Source organism: Kitasatospora sp. NPDC001603 (assembly GCF_040298365.1).
Lineage (GTDB): Bacteria > Actinomycetota > Actinomycetes > Streptomycetales > Streptomycetaceae > Kitasatospora.
This window is the reverse complement of record NZ_JBEPAA010000075.1, coordinates 1-17,650: the sequence shown is the minus strand read 5'-3', so window position 1 is coordinate 17,650 and position 17,650 is coordinate 1. Positions and strand designations below refer to the sequence as shown.

General features: G+C 73.7%; 12 protein-coding genes, 2 tRNA genes and 1 pseudogene. 8 read left to right on the top strand and 7 right to left on the bottom strand.

All coding sequences use genetic code 11. The annotated features are described in order from the left end of the window. Positions 1 to 50: 50 nt before the first annotated feature. Positions 51 to 124 (bottom strand) — tRNA-Lys (locus ABT263_RS31780). Positions 125 to 347: 223 nt separating this feature from the next. On the opposite strand from ABT263_RS31780, the gene ABT263_RS31775 reads away from it, so the two are divergent. Then, positions 348 to 1,223: an alpha/beta fold hydrolase gene (locus ABT263_RS31775; protein ID WP_352295637.1), complete on the top strand. Its 876-nt coding sequence runs from the start codon at positions 348 to 350 to the stop codon at positions 1,221 to 1,223. Between the two features lie 83 nt (positions 1,224 to 1,306). Here the strand turns inward: ABT263_RS31775 and ABT263_RS31770 are convergent. From ABT263_RS31770 to ABT263_RS31755, 4 genes are all read right to left on the bottom strand, one after another. Continuing rightward, positions 1,307 to 1,380: transfer RNA gene (locus ABT263_RS31770), tRNA-Lys, on the bottom strand. A gap of 96 nt (positions 1,381 to 1,476) precedes the next feature. Continuing rightward, positions 1,477 to 3,564, bottom strand: a complete 2,088-nt coding sequence (locus ABT263_RS31765) for an ABC transporter ATP-binding protein (RefSeq protein WP_352295635.1) — start codon at positions 3,562 to 3,564, stop codon at positions 1,477 to 1,479. After that, on the bottom strand, positions 3,561 to 4,658 hold the full coding sequence (locus ABT263_RS31760; RefSeq protein WP_352295633.1) for an ABC transporter permease: 1,098 nt from the start codon (positions 4,656 to 4,658) through the stop codon (positions 3,561 to 3,563). The genes ABT263_RS31765 and ABT263_RS31760 overlap by 4 nt, the downstream gene beginning before the upstream one ends. Positions 4,659 to 4,674: 16 nt before the next feature. Beyond that, on the bottom strand, positions 4,675 to 5,655 hold the full coding sequence (locus ABT263_RS31755) for an ABC transporter permease (RefSeq protein WP_352295631.1): 981 nt from the start codon (positions 5,653 to 5,655) through the stop codon (positions 4,675 to 4,677). 318 nt (positions 5,656 to 5,973) lie between these two features. On the opposite strand from ABT263_RS31755, the gene ABT263_RS31750 reads away from it, so the two are divergent. Then, the gene (locus ABT263_RS31750) at positions 5,974 to 7,680 is read left to right on the top strand and encodes an ABC transporter family substrate-binding protein (protein ID WP_329487776.1); all 1,707 of its coding nucleotides are present in this window, start codon (positions 5,974 to 5,976) and stop codon (positions 7,678 to 7,680) included. 556 nt (positions 7,681 to 8,236) lie between these two features. Beyond that, positions 8,237 to 9,451 carry a low temperature requirement protein A gene (locus ABT263_RS31745; RefSeq protein WP_352295629.1) on the top strand — a complete coding sequence of 405 codons (1,215 nt, stop codon included), beginning with the start codon at positions 8,237 to 8,239 and terminating at the stop codon, positions 9,449 to 9,451. Between the two features lie 251 nt (positions 9,452 to 9,702). On the opposite strand, the pseudogene ABT263_RS31740 reads toward ABT263_RS31745, so the two are convergent. Beyond that, positions 9,703 to 10,575, bottom strand: a pseudogene (locus ABT263_RS31740) (LysR family transcriptional regulator); the annotation flags it as partial. Positions 10,576 to 10,752: 177 nt separating this feature from the next. On the opposite strand from ABT263_RS31740, the gene snpA (ABT263_RS31735) reads away from it, so the two are divergent. The 5 genes from snpA (ABT263_RS31735) to ABT263_RS31715 all read left to right on the top strand — a co-directional run bounded on the left by snpA (ABT263_RS31735) (position 10,753) and on the right by ABT263_RS31715 (position 15,775). Beyond that, a complete protein-coding gene (gene snpA / locus ABT263_RS31735) occupies positions 10,753 to 11,400 on the top strand; it encodes a snapalysin (protein WP_352295627.1) in 648 nt (215 codons plus the stop codon). Between the two features lie 199 nt (positions 11,401 to 11,599). Beyond that, entirely contained in the window at positions 11,600 to 12,226 is a 627-nt protein-coding gene (snpA, locus tag ABT263_RS31730; protein WP_352295625.1) for a snapalysin, read from the top strand. Between the two features lie 154 nt (positions 12,227 to 12,380). Continuing rightward, positions 12,381 to 13,037 (top strand): pentapeptide repeat-containing protein, encoded by a 657-nt coding sequence (locus ABT263_RS31725; protein ID WP_352295623.1) that lies wholly within the window; start codon positions 12,381 to 12,383, stop codon positions 13,035 to 13,037. A gap of 174 nt (positions 13,038 to 13,211) precedes the next feature. After that, on the top strand, positions 13,212 to 15,284 hold the full coding sequence (locus tag ABT263_RS31720; protein ID WP_352295621.1) for a phosphocholine-specific phospholipase C: 2,073 nt from the start codon (positions 13,212 to 13,214) through the stop codon (positions 15,282 to 15,284). A gap of 212 nt (positions 15,285 to 15,496) precedes the next feature. Further along, positions 15,497 to 15,775 (top strand): hypothetical protein, encoded by a 279-nt coding sequence (locus tag ABT263_RS31715; RefSeq protein ID WP_329487770.1) that lies wholly within the window; start codon positions 15,497 to 15,499, stop codon positions 15,773 to 15,775. A gap of 110 nt (positions 15,776 to 15,885) precedes the next feature. On the opposite strand, the gene ABT263_RS31710 is transcribed toward ABT263_RS31715, so the two are convergent. Beyond that, a partial coding sequence (locus tag ABT263_RS31710) for a S41 family peptidase (RefSeq protein ID WP_352295619.1) occupies positions 15,886 to 17,650 on the bottom strand: 1,765 nt, incomplete at its 5' end.

Below are 17,650 nucleotides of genomic sequence, written 5' to 3'. Positions count from 1 at the left end.
CAAAAAATCAGGGAGCCTCTCGCGACTGCGAGAGGCTCCCCAAGTGTCTGTGCGCCGCCAGGGACTCGAACCCCGGACCCGCTGATTAAGAGTCAGCTGCTCTAACCAACTGAGCTAGCGGCGCCTGCTGACCTGGAGAACAATACACGGTCCGGCCGGGTGCCCCGAACCACCGGGGGCGAAGGGCCCGTCCACCCCCGGCGCGGCGCCCGTTTCCACCCGGTTGGGGCGGAGTTCGTGCCCGGTTAGGGTGGGAACGTGCCCAGCTCCCACCCCGGCCGCCGGGGGACACGGCTCGCCGTCGCCGCCCTGCTGCTCCGGCCGAGGGGCGAGGGGGTGGTACCGCGATGACCGGACCGGGGGCGCACGGCTCCGCGATGTTCCTGCGGATCGACGGGACGCCCCTGCACGTGCGCGCCGAGGGCGGCGGACCGGTCTGCCTGCTCACCGGGGGGCTGGGCGGCAGCTGGTTCGACTGGGACCTCGTGGTGCCCTTCCTCACCCCCTACCGGACGGTGGTCCGCTTCGACCGGCCCGGGTACGGGCTGAGCGCCTCCGAGCCCGCCACCCGGCCCGCCCCGACGGCGGCGGGGGAGGCGGCCCGCATCCGGGGCGTGCTGGACGCGCTCGGACTGCGCGAGCCGTGCACGGTGGCGGGCCACTCGCTGGCGGGGTTCCACGTCGAGGCCTTCGCGCGGCTCCACCCGGGCCGGACGGCCGGGCTGGTCCTGCTGGACGGCAGCGTCGAGCCGGACCCGCGGCCGCTGCCGGCCCCGGGGCTGCGCGACCTGGCGGCCCGCGCGGTCGCGGGCGCGGCCACGGCCGTCGCGGCGCCGTACCTGCTCGGGCCCACCGTGCGCGGGCTGGTCGCCCGGGCGACCACCGTCCGCCACGAGGACCTCGCCCCGGCGCCGCTGGTCCGGCACTGCTACCGGACCGGGCGCGCTCTGCGCGCCCTGCTCCGGGAGAACGCGCGCTACCTCGACATGGCCGCCGAACTGGACGAACTGCGGGGCACCGCACCGCTGCCGCCCGGACTGCCGGTCACCGTGCTCGCCGCTGACGACGGGTGCCGCGGCAGCCGCACCCGGGACTGGCTGGCCGCGCAGCGCGGTCTCGCCGCGCTGCTCGGGGGCGACTTCCGCAGCACGGCCCCGGCCGGGCACCTGCTGATGTTCGACCGCCCGGACGCGGTGGCCTCGGCGATCCTGGACACCCGCTGAGCCCCGCGCCGGAGCCTCCCGGCGCAGGCCCCGGAAACGCCTCAGGCCGCCCACCGGAGTGGACGGCCTGAGACCTTGCCATGTGCGCCGCCAGGGACTCGAACCCCGGACCCGCTGATTAAGAGTCAGCTGCTCTAACCAACTGAGCTAGCGGCGCCTGCTGACCCGCAAGACATTACACGGAGTCCGGCCGATCTGCCGAATCGAGACGATCCGGTCACGCCCCGTGACGGTCGGCGCCGCCGGGCTGCCACTACTCCGGGTAGTGGCAGGCCGCCTGGTGGTCCAGGTCCGGTGCGGGGCCGGTCAGCGGCGGGGCCTCGGTCTCGCAGCGGGTGCGCGCCCCGGCTTCGAGCCCGGCGTAGACGGGGCAGCGGGTGCGGAACGGGCAGCCGGTGCGTCGCGCGGTCGGCGAGGGCGGGTCGCCGGCCAGCAGGATGCGGCTGCGGGCCCGCTCGGCGGCCGGGTCCGGCAGTGGCACGGCGGAGAGCAGCGCCCGGGTGTACGGGTGCCGGGGCCGCTCGAAGACGGCGGAGACCTCGCCCTGTTCGACGGTCCGCCCGAGGTACATCACGCTCACCCGGTCCGCGAGGTGCCGGATCACCGACAGGTCGTGCGAGACGAAGAGGTAGGACAGGCCCAGTTCGGCCTTGAGCGACTGGAGCAGGTTGAGCACCCCGGCCTGGATGGAGACGTCCAGCGCGGAGACCGGTTCGTCCAGCACCAGCAGCTTCGGCCGGACGGCCAGGGCCCGGGCGATCGAGATCCGCTGGCGCTGGCCGCCGGAGAACTGGTGCGGGTAGCGGACGGCGTGCGCCGGGTCCAGGCCGACCTGCCGCAGCAGTCCGGGCACCCGGCGGCCGATCTCCGCACGGTCGGTGCCCTGGGCCCGCAGCGGTTCGGCGACGATGTCACCGATCGGCATCCGGGGGTCGAGGCTGGCCATCGGGTCCTGGAAGACGATCTGCAGGTGGGACCGCATCCGGTGGGCGGCCGAGCGGGAGAGCCCGGCGGTGTCCTGCCCGAGCAGCTCGATCCGGCCCGACTCCGGCCTCGCGAGCCGCAGCAGCTCGAACAGGGTGGTGGACTTCCCGGAGCCGGACTCGCCGACCAGGCCGAGCGTCTCGCCCTGCCGGATGTCCAGCTCCACCCCGTCCACGGCGTAGACCTCGCCGATCCGGCGCTTGAAGACGGTGCCCTTGAGCAGCGGGAACGTCTTGGTGAGGCCGCTGACGGAGAGCACCGCCGGGCGCTCCCCGCGCGGCCCGGGCACGGCGGCCGCGGCCGGCGGCACCGGCGGTACGGGGTAGACCTCGGCGGGCGCGGGCCGGCGTTCGGCCAGTTCCCCGGCCCGCACGCAGGCGGCCAGGTGCGCCTCCTCGGCACTCCCGCCGGACGCTTCCGGTCCGCCCAGGCCCGGTTCCGCCGTCCGGCACCGCTCCTCGACCAGCGGACAGCGCGCGGCGAACGGGCAGCCGGGCGGCAGTTCGGCCATGGGCGCGGGGGCGCCGGGGATCGGCACCAGCGGTCCGCCCCGGCCGTCCAGCCTCGGCACCGCGCCGATCAGGCCCAGCGTGTAGGGGTGGCGGGGCGCGGCGAAGAGTTCGTCCACGCCGGCCGTCTCGACCACCCGGCCCGCGTACATCACGGCGACCCGGTCGGCCATCCCGGCGATCACCCCGAGGTCGTGGCTGACCAGGACGAGCGCGGCGCCGGTCTCGCGCTGGGCGGTGCGCAGGACGTCGAGCACCTGGGCCTGGATGGTGACGTCCAGGGCGGTGGTGGGCTCGTCGGCGAGCAGGATGTCGGGGTCGTTGGCGATGGCCATGGCGATCATCGCGCGCTGGCGCATCCCGCCGGAGAACTCGTGCGGGAAGCTGTCCAGCGCGCGGTCCGGGGCCGGGATGCCGACCAGGTCGAGCAGTTCGGCGGCCCGTTCGCGGGCGGCCTGCTTGTCGAGGCGCTGGTGGATCCGGAGCGCCTCGACGATCTGGTCGCCGATCCGGTAGACGGGAGTGAAGGCGGAGAGCGGGTCCTGGAAGACCATGGCGACCCGGCTGCCGCGGATGGCGGCGAGCTCACGGCCGGGCAGGCCGACCAGTTCCCTGCCGTCCAGGGCCACCGAGCCCCGCACCCGGGCGGTGCCCGGCAGCAGTCCGAGCACGGCCAGGGCGGTCACCGACTTTCCGGAGCCGGACTCGCCGACGATGCCCAGGGTCTCGCCGCGGCGCAGGCTGAGGTCGACGCCGCGGACGGCGGGGACGGTGGCGCCGCGCGGTCCGGTGAAGTCGACCCGCAGGTCGCGGACGGCCAGCAGCGGGGTCTCGACGGTGGTGGTCACGTTCTTCCGCGCTTCCTACGAGTCCTACGAGGGGTACGGGCGACCTCGGTGGTCGGGTCGAGGGCGTCGCGCAGCCCGTCCCCGATCAGGTTGACGGCCAGGACGAAGAGCACCAGCAGCCCGGCGGCGAAGTAGAACAGCCAGGGGAACACCGGGGCGTCGCTGGTCCCGGCGGCGAGCAGGGTGCCGAGCGAGACGTCGGGGGCCTTCACGCCGAAGCCGAAGTAGGAGAGCGCGGTCTCGCTCATCACGGCGCCGCCGACCGCGATGGTGGCGTCGATGATGAGGAAGGAGGCGACGTTCGGCAGGACGTGCCGGGTGATGACGCGCAGCGGCCGCACCCCCATGAACTGTGCGGCGCGGACGAATTCGCGCTCGCGCAGCGAGATGGTCATCGAGCGGACCACCCTGGCGGTGATCATCCAGTTGAAGAGGGCGAGCAGCAGCACGAAGGCGAGCCAGCCGGTGCCCTTCAGCCGGGGCGAGATGATCGTGATGATCAGGAAGCTGGGGAAGACCAGCATCAGGTCGACCAGGAACATCAGCACCCGGTCGGTCCAGCCGCCGAAGTACCCGGCGCAGGCGCCGACCAGGGAGGCCAGCACGGTCGAGAAGAGCGCCACCAGCAGGCCGATCACCAGGGACTTCTGCAGTCCGCGGACGGTCTGCGCGAAGACGTCCTGGCCGACCCCGTTGGTGCCGAACCAGTGGCTGCCGGAGGGGGGTTGGCGCAGGGCGGTGTAGTCGGGGGTGGCGTAGTCCCAGGGGGTGAGGTACTGGCCGCCGAAGGCGAGCGCGAACAGCAGCAGGACGACGACGGTGCCGGCCACCGCCCAGCGGGCGGCGAGCAGCCGGGCCAGGACGAGCCGGCCGCGGCCGGGCGCCGCGGGGGCGCCGACGGGCGGGGCGGCGACGCCCGGTGCGGCCGCGACGGCGGGTAGGTCGAGCGCGCCCGGGGCGCCCGCGACGAGCGGCAGCACGGGTGCGGCCGCTGCGGCGGGTGCGGCGGGCGGAGCGGGTACGGCGGAACCGGTGGACCGGGCGGGCTCGGCGGGCTCGGCGGGCTCGGCGGGTTCCGTGGTGACGGCGGTCATGGCGGCTCTCCTCCGGTCAGGACCGCACGCGCGGGTCGAGGGCGGCGTGCAGGGTGTCGGCGAGGAAGCCGGAGGCGAGCACCACCACCGCGGCGAACAGGTTCACGGCGACGACCGAGTTGACGTCCTGTTCGTTGATGGACTGGATGAACCACTCGCCCATCCCGTGCCAGCCGAAGATGGTCTCGGTGAAGGCGGCGCCGGTGAAGATGCCCAGGAAGCTGTAGGCGAACATCGTCGACATCGGGATCACCGCCGTCCGCAGCCCGTGCTTGACCAGGGCGCGGCCGCGGGTGAGGCCCTTGGCCTCGGCGGTGCGCAGGTAGTCGGAGCCGAGCACGTCGAGCATCGTGCCGCGCTGGTAGCGGCTGTAGGTGGCGAGGCCGCCGAGCGCCAGCGAGAGGGTGGGCAGCAGCAGGTGCAGCGCCCAGTCGCCGAGGTGGGCGCCGATCCCGCCGGCCAGCCCGGGGGTCTCGTAGCCGGTGAAGGGGATCACCTCGTGGCCGGCGACGTCCTTGGCGGCGATGGCGCCGTTCTTGAGGAAGAGCGCGACCAGGAAGACCGGGGTGGAGAGCATCACGAAGGAGAAGACGGTGAGCAGCCGGTCGGATATCCGGTACTGGCGCACCGCGCTCCAGGCCCCGGCGGCCACGCCCAGGGCCATCCCGAGCAGGCTGCCGACGAGCAGCAGGCGCAGGGACACCCAGATCCGCCGGCCGAAGTCGTCCGCCACCGGGGTGTCGTGGATGGTGCGCCCTAGGTCCCCGTGGAGCAGGTCGCCGGCCCAGCGGCCGAAGCGCTCGACGACGGGGGTGCGGTCGTTCAGGTTGAGGTCGGTGAGCTGGCGCTCGACCGAGGCGGCGGCCGGGCGCGGCACCTTGGCCTCGAAGTAGGCGCGCGGCTGGAGGGCGGCGGCGGACAGCGCGTACGCCAGGAATACGGCGGCTATCAGCAGCACCGCGTAGTAGCTGAGCCGCTTCGCCAGGTAGCGGAGCATCAGCGGCCGCCCGGGGTGGGGGCGGGGCCGACGCGTGGGGTGGGCATCGGTGGGTGGCCTTCGGTCGGTGGCCCTGGTGGAGCCGTCGGGGAATGTCCAGGTCAGGAGTGTTGCACCGGCTCAAGGCCGGGGCGTTGCGGCAGTGTTGCCGCCCGTTTCGTTTGCATCAGGTGTGAACTCCGCCCCCTGGTACTCGTGCTGATCGGCTGTTACGTTCGCTCCGCCGGCACCGACTTGGCTGCCCACGCTCAAGCTTCGCCACACCTCGCGACGCTCAACCCTCACCAACCTGATGGATTTCACCCGGGGGGAACCCTCATGGACGCTTCCACCACGCCCGTACGCCGTGCCGGCCGGGCCGCCGTGCTCGCCCTGGCCGTCGCGCTGGCCGCCACCGCGTGCAGTTCGGGCGGCGGCGGATCGGCCGACAAGGTGGCCAAGAGCGAGCCCCCGAGACAGGGCGCGATCGACGTCAACGCCAAGTCGCCGGACCAGCTGCGCGACGGCGGGGAGGTCCGGTTCCCGCTCTACCAGTGGATCACCCAGTGGAACCCGTTCCAGGTGGACGGCCGCTACGGGGACGCGGTCGAGATCATGCGGGCCCTGGAGCCGAACCTCTTCACCACGGACGAGACCGGCACCTTCAAGCCGGCCCCCGACTACCTGGTGGACGCCAAGGTCACCTCGACCTCGCCGCAGGTCGTCACCTACAAGCTGAACCCGAAGGCCAAGTGGTCGGACGGCAAGCCGCTCGGCTACCTGGACTTCAAGGCGGACTGGGAGGCCAGCGGGGGCAAGAAGGACGGCTACAACATCGCCGACTCCTCCGGCTACGAGCTGATCTCCGGGATCGAGCAGGGCGCCGACGCCTCCGAGGTCAAGGTGAGCTTCTCGGAGCCGTACGCGGACTGGCAGAACCTGTTCCGCCCGCTGATCCCGGCAGCCGGGATCAGCACGGCCGACGACTTCAACAAGGGCTGGGTCGAGAAGATCCCGATCACCGCCGGCGCGTTGAAGATCGGTACGGCGGACAAGACCGCGCAGACCATCACGCTGGTCCCGGACCCGGCCTGGTGGGGGAACAAGCCCAAGGTCGAGAAGATCACCTTCCGGGTGATGTCCCAGTCGGCGACCACCCAGGCGTTCCTGAACAACGAGATCGACTTCGCCACGGCGGGCACCGCCACCGCGTACGGGCAGCTCAAGGACGCCAAGGACGCGGTGATCCGGACCGCCAGCCCGTGGGACGAGGTGCACATCTCGTTCGGCGGCGGCGGCCCGCTGGCGGACCAGAAGGTGCGCCAGGCGCTCGGCAAGGCACTGGACCGCCCCTCGCTGATCAAGATCGCCAACAACGGCGTGCCGGTGGAGTTCAAGCCGCTGGGCAACCACATCTTCATGCCCAACCAGGCCGGCTACCAGGACAACTCGGGCGAGTGGGCCAAGTTCGACCTGGCCGCCGCCAAGAAGGCGCTGGACGAGGCGGGCTGGAAGGAGGCCGGCAGCGGGCAGCCGCGCACCAAGGACGGCCAGCCGCTGACCCTGCACTGGGTGCTCACCGACGCCGCTCCGCAGGCCCAGCTCGACCTGGCCACCGCGGCCCAGTCGATGTGGCTGGCGGCGGGTGTGAAGGTCGAGCTCGACAAGGTCCCGAGCAACGACTTCTTCACCAAGTACGTCAACCCGGGCAAGTTCTCCATCGCCAGCTGGCGCAACACCGACTCGTTCCCGCTCTCCAGCAGCCTCGGCAACTTCCGCCTGCCGCAGGGCGACAACGTCTTCGGCAACTACTCCAAGCTCGGCACGCCCGAGATCGACGGGCTGCTCAAGAAGGCGGCCGGCACCATCGACCCGGTGGAGGCCGCGAAGCTGTACAACCAGGCGGACGCCAAGATCTGGGAGCTCGGCCACACCGTCGAGCTGTACCAGCGGCCGACGGTCGTCGCGAGCCGCAAGGGCCTGGCCAACTACGGCGCGTTCGGCCTGGCGAGCGTCGACTACACCACGGTGGGCTGGGAGAAGTAGCGGCCGCCACCGCGGCGGTGGTGGCGCCGGCGGCACGGCGGGCGTCGACGGCACGGCGGGCGCTGGCGAGCAGCGCGGTGATCACGAGGCCGGTGGCGCGGACACGGGTGGAACGGCTCTGCCGCCCCCGCTGTCCTGCCACCGGTCTTGACCTTCCGCGATGCCCGCAGGCACCCGTGTCGTGGGGTCCGTCCGGACCCGCGCACCTCCAGCCGAGGAAAATCTAGCGGGGAGCTCCGGGCGGCCGGGCCGTCCGGCGGGGGCGCGCCGGAAACCCGTCGTGCTGTCACCCGGTTCGCGCACCGCGTCGTCAACTCTCGCTGACGGCAGGGCAGAACGGACCGGGGCGCCCGGAGCGGCGCGGTGCGGGAGCGGCGTGCGGGCGTACCGGGCGCGGGTCGACGTGGCGCGCCCGGGGGGCCGAGCGCTCTCCCGCGCGGGCGTGGGGCGCTCCGGCCGGGCGCGGGGCGGCCGCGCCGGTGCGTGCGCCGGGCCCGGGCCGCTGCCAGGATGCGGCGGGTACAGCCCGCCCGCCCCGGAGCCCGGAGACCCGTCCATGACCAGCGATCCCGCCGCAGCACCCCGCCCGCACCACGTCGACCCGCGTCCGGTGCGCCGGATGGTCCCGCGCAGCCGGAACGAGCCGCACCGGGTCGCCACCCCGCTGGAGCTCTTCTTCGACCTCTGCTTCGTGGTCGCGGTCGGCCAGGCCGGTCGGGAGCTCGCCCACGACCTGGCCGCCGGCCACTACGGGGACGGCCTGCGCGGGTACGTCTTCGCCTTCTTCGCGATCTGGTGGGCCTGGATGAACTTCACCTGGTTCGCCTCCGCCTACGACTGCGACGACGTCCCCTACCGGGTCACCACGCTGGTCCAGATCGCCGGGGTGCTGGTCCTCGCCGCCGGGGTGCCCCGGATGTTCGCCGAGCAGGACCTGGTGCTGTCGGTCGTCGGCTACGTGGTGATGCGGCTGGCGATGGTCACCCAGTGGCTGCGCGCGGCGGCCGGCGAGGAGGGGCAGGCCCGCGGGGTGGCACTGCGCTACGCGGCCGGCATCACGCTCTGCCAGCTCGCCTGGGCGGTGATGCTGCTGCTGCCGCACGACGCCCGGGCGTACGTGATCCCGATCGGCATCGTGGCCGAGCTGTCCGTGCCGGTGGTCGCCGAACTGCGGCTCCGGACCAGCTGGCACCCGCACCACATCGCGGAGCGGTACGGCCTGTTCACCCTGATCGTGCTCGGCGAGACGGTGGCGGCGGCGACCGTGGCGGTGCAGTCGGCGGTGGACGAGCACGAGGGGCTGACCCGGCTGCTGCCGGTGGCCGGCGGCGGTCTGCTGATCTGCTTCTCGGCCTGGTGGATCTACTTCGCCCGGCCGGTCCACGACCACCTGCGCACCAACCGGCAGGCCTTCTCCTGGGGCTACGGCCACTACCTGGTGTTCGGCTCGGCGGCGGCGATCGGCTCGGGCCTGGAGGTCGCGGTGGAGTCGGCGGTGCACAAGGCGCACGTCTCGGAGACGGTCGCCACCGCGACGGTGACCGTGCCCACCGCGATCTACCTGTTCACCGTCTGGCTGCTGCACTCGCGGCACACCAAGAGCGGGGTGGAGCAGGCCATGCTGCCCGCCGCCTCGGTGGCGGTGCTGGCGTGCACGGCGGCGGGCGGCTCCGGCGTCCTGGTGGCGGGCCTGGTGACCGCGGCCACGGTGGCGGCGGGCGTCGTGCTGCACGCGCGCAGCGACGCCCGGGCCGCCGCCGGCGCGGCCTGAGGCTCCGGCCGGCCGGGGGCGGCCGCGGCCGGGTGCCCGGGGGAGTGCCCGGGGGAGTCGCCGTGCGGGCCGCCGGTGGAGTGGCCGGTGGACTGCCCGTGGGAGTGGCCGACCAACTGCTGGAGCGCCTGGCCGTGCCGGGACAGCCAGCCGAGGTAGGTCGGACTGACCCGGGCCAGGTCCAGGTAGGCGGCCCGCAGCTCCCCGTAGAGCGCGTCCAGGGCCGGCGGGCTGAGCGCCCGCGGCCGCCAGGTGAGCAGCAGCCGGACGGCCAGCGGGTCGCCGTGCACCGGCCGGACGACGGTGCCGGGCCCGGGGGCCGAGGTCGGCTGGCAGGGGCGGACGGCCTCGCCGGAGGCGACCAGCTCGGCGGCGGTCGCGTTGTCGCGCACCTGCACCACGCGGGGGTTGAGCCCGGCCTCGCTGAAGACCCGGCGCATCGCGGCGTACTCGTGGTCGGCCGTCGGGTCGACCATCCAGGTGTCCTCGGCGAGGTCGGCCAGGTGGACCACCGGCCGGGCGGCGGCCGGGTGGCCCGCGGCGAGCGCGACGAACTGCGGCTCCCGGGCCATCAGGACCCGGTGCTCGGTGTCCGCCGGGACCTTCAGCGGGAAGCCCTCGCTCTCGTGCACGAAGGCGACGTCCAACTGGTCGGCGGAGACCATCCGCAGCAGGGCGTTGGCGGAGATGTCGATGTGGATGGTGGTGTCGGTCTCCGGCAGCCGGTCGTGCACCCGGCGCAGCCAGGCCGCCACCGCCCTGCTGCCCACGCTGCCGATCCGCAGCCGCCGGGCGCGCTCGCCGCTGGCGGCCTCACGGGCCTCCTGGCGGGCGGCGGCGACCAGCGCGGCCATCTCGGCGATCACCGGCCGGGCCCGGGACAGCACCGAGTGGCCGAGCGCGGTGGGCCGGCTGCCGGTCTGCTCGCGGGTGAACAGGGTGCCGCCGACGGCCCGTTCGATGCGGTGCAGCTGCGTGGTGAGGGAGGGCTGGGTCATGCCGAGCTGGAGCGCAGCCTTGCGGAGGCTGCCGCTGTCGGCAATCGCGCACAGCACCCGGAGGTGTCTCACGTCGAGCTCCACGTCGGGAGCATAACGGTCAATTCGGTGTGACGCCAGGGACATGACAGGTCGTCCGTCCGAACGCCCCCGGCTCCGCGGGTGATTGCCCGGTGCTATCGCCGGTTGACATCATCCGCCGCGCGGCCGCGCTGACCCAAGCTCTGGGGACAGCAAGCATTCATCCGATGCCCGCGACCGGCCCCCACCGGCCGCGGCGCACCCCACCATCGGAGCCCCCACATGCACCGCATTCCGCGGACGTTCTCCGCTGCCCTGGGCCTGGCGCTCGCCGCCGGCCTCGCCGCCCTGCCCGGCACCGCGACCGCCGCCCCCGCGACCGGCGCGGCCCAGCACTACACCGCCGCCGCCTCGGCGCACCCGGGCACCGGGAAGGCCGACAACCAGGCGTTCTACGAGGCCGTGATGAAGTCCGCGCGGGCGAAGCAGGCGGCCACGCCGTACCTGAAGGCCGTCGTGGTGACCTACGACGCGAGCAACGCGCCGTCCTTCGCCTCCGAGATATCCCGGAGCGCCCAGATCTGGAACGGCTCGGTCGCCAACGTCCGCCTCCAGTCCGGCGCGAACGCCGACTTCTCGTACTACGAGGGCGACGACCCGAGCAACGGCTCGTACGCCAGCACCGACGGCCACGGGTCCGGCTACATCTTCCTCGACTACACCCAGAACCAGGAGTACGACTCCACCCGGGTCACGGCGCACGAGACCGGCCACGTGCTCGGCCTGCCGGACCACTACTCGGGCCCGTGCAGCGAGCTGATGTCCGGCGGCGGCCCGGGCCCCTCCTGCACCAACCCGTACCCGAACAGCACCGAGCGCAGCCGGGTCAACTCCCTGTGGCGCAACGGTCTGAGCGCCACCACGCGCTGACCGGTCCGCGGGCCCCCGCGCCCCGCCGGTCCCTCCCGCCCCACCTCGTCGGACCGCTCCACCGCCCCACGGCGGAGCGCTCCGCCCGCCCCACCGCTCCGCCCGCTCCACCCGCCCCACCGTTCATCAGTTCACCCGTTCACCCGTTCGCCGTGGCCCACCCCCAGCGGCCCCGGCACCCGCGAACAGGAGCCCCCACATGAACCGCATCTCCCGCACGCTCTCCGCGGCCGTCGGCCTGGTGCTCGCCGCCGGCCTGGCCGCCCTGCCCACCACCGCCGTCGCCGCGCCCGCCCCGGCGGTCCAGGGCTACACGGCCTCCACCGCCTACGCCGGCTCGGCCGCCGAGGACGCGAACAACCAGGCGTTCTACGAGGCCGTGATGAAGTCCGCGCTGGCCAAGCAGGCGGCCACGCCGTACCTGAAGGCCGTCGTGGTGACCTACGACGCCAGCAGCGCGCCGACCTTCCGCAACCAGATATCGCAGAGCGCCCAGATCTGGAACGGCTCGGTCACCAACGTGCAGCTGCGCTCCGGGACCAACGCCGACTTCCGCTACTACGAGGGCAACGACTCGCGCGGGTCCTACGCCAGCACCAACGGGCACGGCCAGGGCTACATCTTCCTGGACTACGCCCAGAACCGTCAGTACAACTCCACCCGGGTCACCGCGCACGAGACCGGCCACGTGCTCGGCCTGCCGGACCACTACTCGGGCCCGTGCAGCGAGCTGATGTCCGGCGGCGGCCCGGGCACCTCCTGCACCAACCCCTACCCGAACAGCACCGAGCGCAGCCGGGTCAACTCGCTCTGGCTCCGCGGCTGACCCCTCGGCCGGTCCCCGGTCGGACTGCGTGACCGCGTGACCGCGTGAACCGCCGACAGGGCCCGGCCGCTCCCCCCGAGCGGCCGGGCCCTGTCGGTGCCGCGTGCGAGCATGCCGACGAGGACCAGTCCACCGACCGCGAGGTACCGCCGCCATGCCGCTCTCCGTCCCCGACCGCCTGGCCGACCTGCCGTACGCCCACCTGCTGCGCCCGCACTCCGGCCCGCTGCGCAGCGACGAGCGCTACGACACCGTCCACTTCGACGCCGGCGAGTACACCGACCAGTCCGCCGGCGGCGCCACCTTCCTGGAGTGCGCCTTCACCGGCGTCGCGCTGAGCGGGGTCAGGCTGCGCCGGGCCCGCTTCAACGAGGTCTGGGCCCAGGCCGGCCGCTGGGTGGCCTGCGACCTCAGCGACACCGAGTGGCAGGACAGCGCCGTCACCGGCGGGGTGCTGGCGGGGGTGGCCGCGCACGGTTCGGCGCTGCGCCGGACGGTCTTCCGCGGCTGCAAGCTGGAGGCGGTCAACCTGCGCGCCGCCGTCCTGCGCGACGTCGTCTTCGAGGACTGCCTGCTGCGCGACGTGGACTTCGGCGACGCCAAGCTGACCGAGGTCTCCTTCCCGGGCTCCACCCTGGAGGAGGTCCGGTTCCGCGGCGCCAAGCTGACCAAGGTGGACCTTCGCGGCGCCGTCCGGCTGGGCCTGCCCGACGGCCACCAGGGCCTGCAGGGCGCCGTCATCAGCTCCCCGCAGCTCCTCGAACTGGCACCGCTGTTCGCCCAGGCCCTGGGGATCACGGTGAAGGACTGACCCGGGGCGGTGAGCCCGCCGTTCAGACCGGCGTCGCTCGGTGACGACCGGGCGAACAGTCCGCCAACCCTGCCCCGGCCCTCTGGTGGGTCGGTCCGGGCGGCGGGAGGATGCTGCGCGATCGAGCCCCAACTTGTGTGCACAACATCACCAGTGAAGGGACGGGCTGGGCTGATGGCCGAGCTGAGTCGTAGAAAGTTCGTCGCGTTGTCCGGAGCCGCCGCGGCAGGCCTGGCCGTGGCCGGGACCACCGGTGCGGGGGCGGCGCCGGGCGCGCCCGCCGCGGCGCCGTCGGCGGCGCTGTCGCAGACCGGCACCATCGCGGACGCGAAGCACATCGTCATCCTGATGCAGGAGAACCGCAGCTTCGACCACTACTTCGGGATGCTGCGCGGCGTGCGCGGCTTCGCCGACCGCAGCGCGATCCAGATCGCCAACGGGTACAGCGTCTTCAACCAGCCCAACGGGCTCGGGCGGCAGTACCCGTGGCAGTTCAGCGCCACCAAGCCGGCCGGCGGCGCCGACCCCGAGCGCCTGGCCCAGTGCAACGGCGACCTGGCTCATGGCTGGTCCGACCAGCACCGGGCGTGGAACGGCGGCAGGATGGACTCCTGGGTCGCCGCCAAGGGCAACGTCCGCACGCTCGGGTACCTCACCCGCCAGGACATCCCGTTCCACTACGCGCTCGCCGAGAACTGGACCATCTGCGACGCCTACTTCTGTTCCGTCCTCAGCGCCACCGGCCCCAACCGCACCTACCACTGGTCCGGTCAGATCGACCCGGACGGCGCGGCGGGCGGCCCGGCGAACGACGGCGGCGACGAGAAGGGCCTGCGCTGGCAGACCTACGCCGAGGCGCTGGAGGGCGCCGGCGTGAGCTGGAAGGTCTACCAGAACGCGGCCGACAACTACGGCGACAACGCCCTGGCCTACTTCACCGCGTTCAGCTCCGCCCCGGCCGGCAGCCCGCTCGCGGTCAAGGGCATGGGCTCCGTCCCCAGGGCGACCGGCCGGACCCCGGACGACATCGTCGCCGCGCTCAGGGCCGACGCGCTGAACGGCACGCTCCCGCAGGTCTCCTGGATCGTCCCCGACCAGGGCTCCTCCGAGCACCCCTACTCGACCCCCCAGGACGGCGCGCACTTCGTCCACAACGTGATCGACGCCCTGGCCGCCGCCCCGGACGTCTTCAACTCCACCGTCCTCTTCCTCAACTACGACGAGAACGACGGCTTCTTCGACCACGTCCCGCCGCCCGCCGCGCCGGCCGGCACCCCGGGCGAGTTCTACGGCGGGACCAACATCGGCCTCGGCTTCCGCGTCCCGATGATCGCCATCTCGCCCTGGACCCGCGGCGGCTGGGTCAACTCCGAGGTCTTCGACCACACCTCGGTGCTGCGCTTCCTGGAGAAGTGGACGGCCGCCATCGGCAAGCCGGCCACCTGCCCCAACATCACCGACTGGCGCCGCCGGGTCTGCGGCGACCTCACCAGCGCCTTCGACTTCGCCAACCCGGTCTACGGCCTGCCCGCCCTGCCCAACACCGACGCGGTGATCGGCATGTCGAGCTGCGGACCGCTGCCCAACCCGGCGCCGGTCGACAACAAGCTGCCCGTCCAGGAGCCCGGCACCCGCCCGGCCCGCGCCCTGCCGTACCAGCCGAACGCCAACCTGGACCGCCTGGAGTTCGGCTCCGCCGGGGCGATCAAGGTCTGGCTGAAGATGGCCAACGAGGGCGCGGTCGCCCAGAAGTCGGCGCACTTCGCGGCCTACGCCAACGCCTACCGCAGCGGCGGGCCCTGGCAGTACACCGTCGACCCGGGCGGCAACCAGAGCGACTTCTTCAACTGCGGCACCGGCTTCGGCGGCGGCCCGTACGACCTCTCGGTGGTCGGCCCCAACCGCTTCCTGCGCCGCTTCAGGGGCGATGCCACCAAGGCGGGCAAGAACGCGGCGGTCACCGCCTCGTACGCGGTCGAGCCGGGTACCGGGAAGCCGGCGCTCTACGTCAAGCTCGCCAACACCGGCACCACGGCGCTGACCTTCACCATCACCTCGAACAACTACCGCACGGACGGCCCCTGGACGTACCAGGTGCCGGCCGGCGGCAGCGTGAGCGACTTCTTCAACGTGGTCGCCTACACCAACGGCTGGTACGACTTCACCGTCACGGTGACCGCGGACAGCTCCTGGTCGCAGCGGTTCACCGGCCACCTGGAGACCGGCACGGCCAGCGTCAGCGGCTGATCCCCGGGCGCTGGACCCAGCCACCGGATCCAGCCGCCCGATCCAGCCGCCGGACTCGGCGGCCCCCGGGAGGACGACGGTCGGTGATCCCCCGGGGGCCGTCCGCACGCGGGCTCCCGGGGGCCGGGGCCCGGGCGGCCCGCCAGCGGATGCGCCCGCCGGACACCGGTGTGAGAGTGGGGGCAGCCCGGAAGTCGTCCGGAGGAGGAGTCATGGGCATCTTCGACAGGTTCCGCCACAAGGCGCACGACGCCGCCGGGGAGGCCAGGTCCTCCTCACTCGGCGGGAGCCACGAACAGGACACCACCGCGATGACGGACCCCGCCCAGCGGGCCGCGCTCGCCCACGACGAGGCCGCCGACGCGTTCGGCGCCGAGACCGAACGGGCCCGCCGGGTCGGCGAGGCCCGGCAGACCCCCCGGGTCACCGAACGGGAGGCCGAGGAGCGGGCCCGCGAGGACATGACGGCCGAGGGCGATCCCTGGGACTGACCGCCGACCGCCGACCGCTGATCGCCGACTGCTGACTGCCGACCGCTGATCGCAACGCGCCGTAGGGACGCGCCCGCCGGGCGCGTCCCTACGGCGTTCCCGGGCCCCGGTCAGTGCCCGCGCGGCGGCAGCGGCGGCCGCCGCAGGTTCGGCCGCGGGGTGTCGTCCGGCGGCGGGACGGCGGCCGGCGCGTCCTCCAGCAGGTCCAGCGCCAGCCGGACGGCCGTGACCAGCTCGGGGTGCTGCCCCCGGGCCCAGTCCTGCGGGGTGCGCAGCACGTGCACGTCCGGCTCCACGCCGTGGTTCTCCACCGACCAGCCGAGCCCGCCGGTGAACCAGGAGGCGTTCTTCGGCACCGAGATCTGCGTCCCGTCGCCGAGCGTGTGCCGCCCGGTCATGCCGACCACCCCGCCCCAGGTGCGGTTGCCGACCACCGGGCCGAGCCGCAGCAGCTTGATCGCGGCGATGATGACGTCGCCGTCCGAGCTGGTGGCCTCGTCGGCCAGGGCCACGATCGGTCCGCGCGGCGCGTTGCGCGGCCAGCGCACCGGCTGGCGCCCCCGGCTGAAGTCCCAGGCCAGCACCGGCCGGGTGAGCTTCTCCAGGACCAGCTCGGAGACGTTGCCGCCGGCGTTGCCGCGGACGTCCAGGACCAGCGCGGGCTTGTCCAGCTCCCGGCGGAGGTCCCGGTTGAACTGGGCCCAGCCCGAGCCGCCGAGGTCCGGGATGTGCAGGTAGCCGCACCGGCCGTCGCTGAACTCCCGGACCAGGGAGCGGCGCTTGGCCACCCAGTCCTGGTAGCGGATGGGCCGCTCGTCGGTCAGCGGGGTGACGGTGATCCGGCGGATCCCGGTGCCCCGGCCGTCCGGATCCTGCCGGCCGCGCAGGGTCAGTTCGACGCTGGTGCCGCCGGTGCCGGCCAGCAGCGGGGCCGGACCGCGCACCCGGTCCACCGGGCGACCGGCCACCGCCAGCAGCTCGTCGCCGTCCCGGACGCCCTGGGAGGCCAGCGGGGCCCGGGCACGCGGGTCGGAGGACTCGCCGGGCAGGATGCGGTCGACCAGCCAGCGGCCGTCGGCGGCGTGGCGGGCGTTGGCGCCGAGCAGGCCGAGCGGCTGCTGCACCGGTGAGGGCCCCTCGCCGCGCCGGGACGGCGTGACGTACGCGTGCGAGGTGCCCAGCTCGCCGAGCAGTTCGCGGAGCAGGTCGGCGAAGTCGTCCGGCCCGGCGATCCGCTCCAGCAGCGGCTCGTACTGGGCGACCAGCGCGGGCCAGTCCAGCCCGGACATCCCGGCGTCCCAGAACTGGTCCCGGACGATCCGGGCCGCCTCGTGGTACGCCTGGCGCCACTCGGCGGCCGGACGCACGGTGTGGGTGATCCGCCGCAGGTCCACCGTGGTGCCGGCGGACGGCGCGGTGACCGGGACGATCCGCAGGGTGCCGCCCGAGTAGACCGCGACCGAGCCGCCGTCGCCCGAGACGGCGTAGCCGTCCAGCTTGTCGGCCAGCGTGCTGCGGGTGCCCCGGGCCAGGTTGAAGTACTCCAGCGAGGGGCGGCCGGAGGTGTCGTCCGGGTTGGTGAAGGTCTGCCCGAGGGTGCCGGAGATCGGCCAGCGCAGCCAGACCAGCCCGCCCCGCACGGCGTCGGTCGCCGAGTACTTGGAGGCGATCACCGGGAACGGCAGCAGCCGCTCGCCGATGCCCTGCGGGTCCACGTGCACGGTGCCGTCCCCGCCGCCGTCGCCGCGCGGGGCGCCGTCCTCGGCGGGGGCGGCGAACGGGGACGGGGTGTCGGCGGTGAGCGGGACGAGGTAGGGGCGGCAGCCGAGCGGGAAGGAGAGGTCGCCGGTGTGCACGTCGTGCACCGGGTCGAAG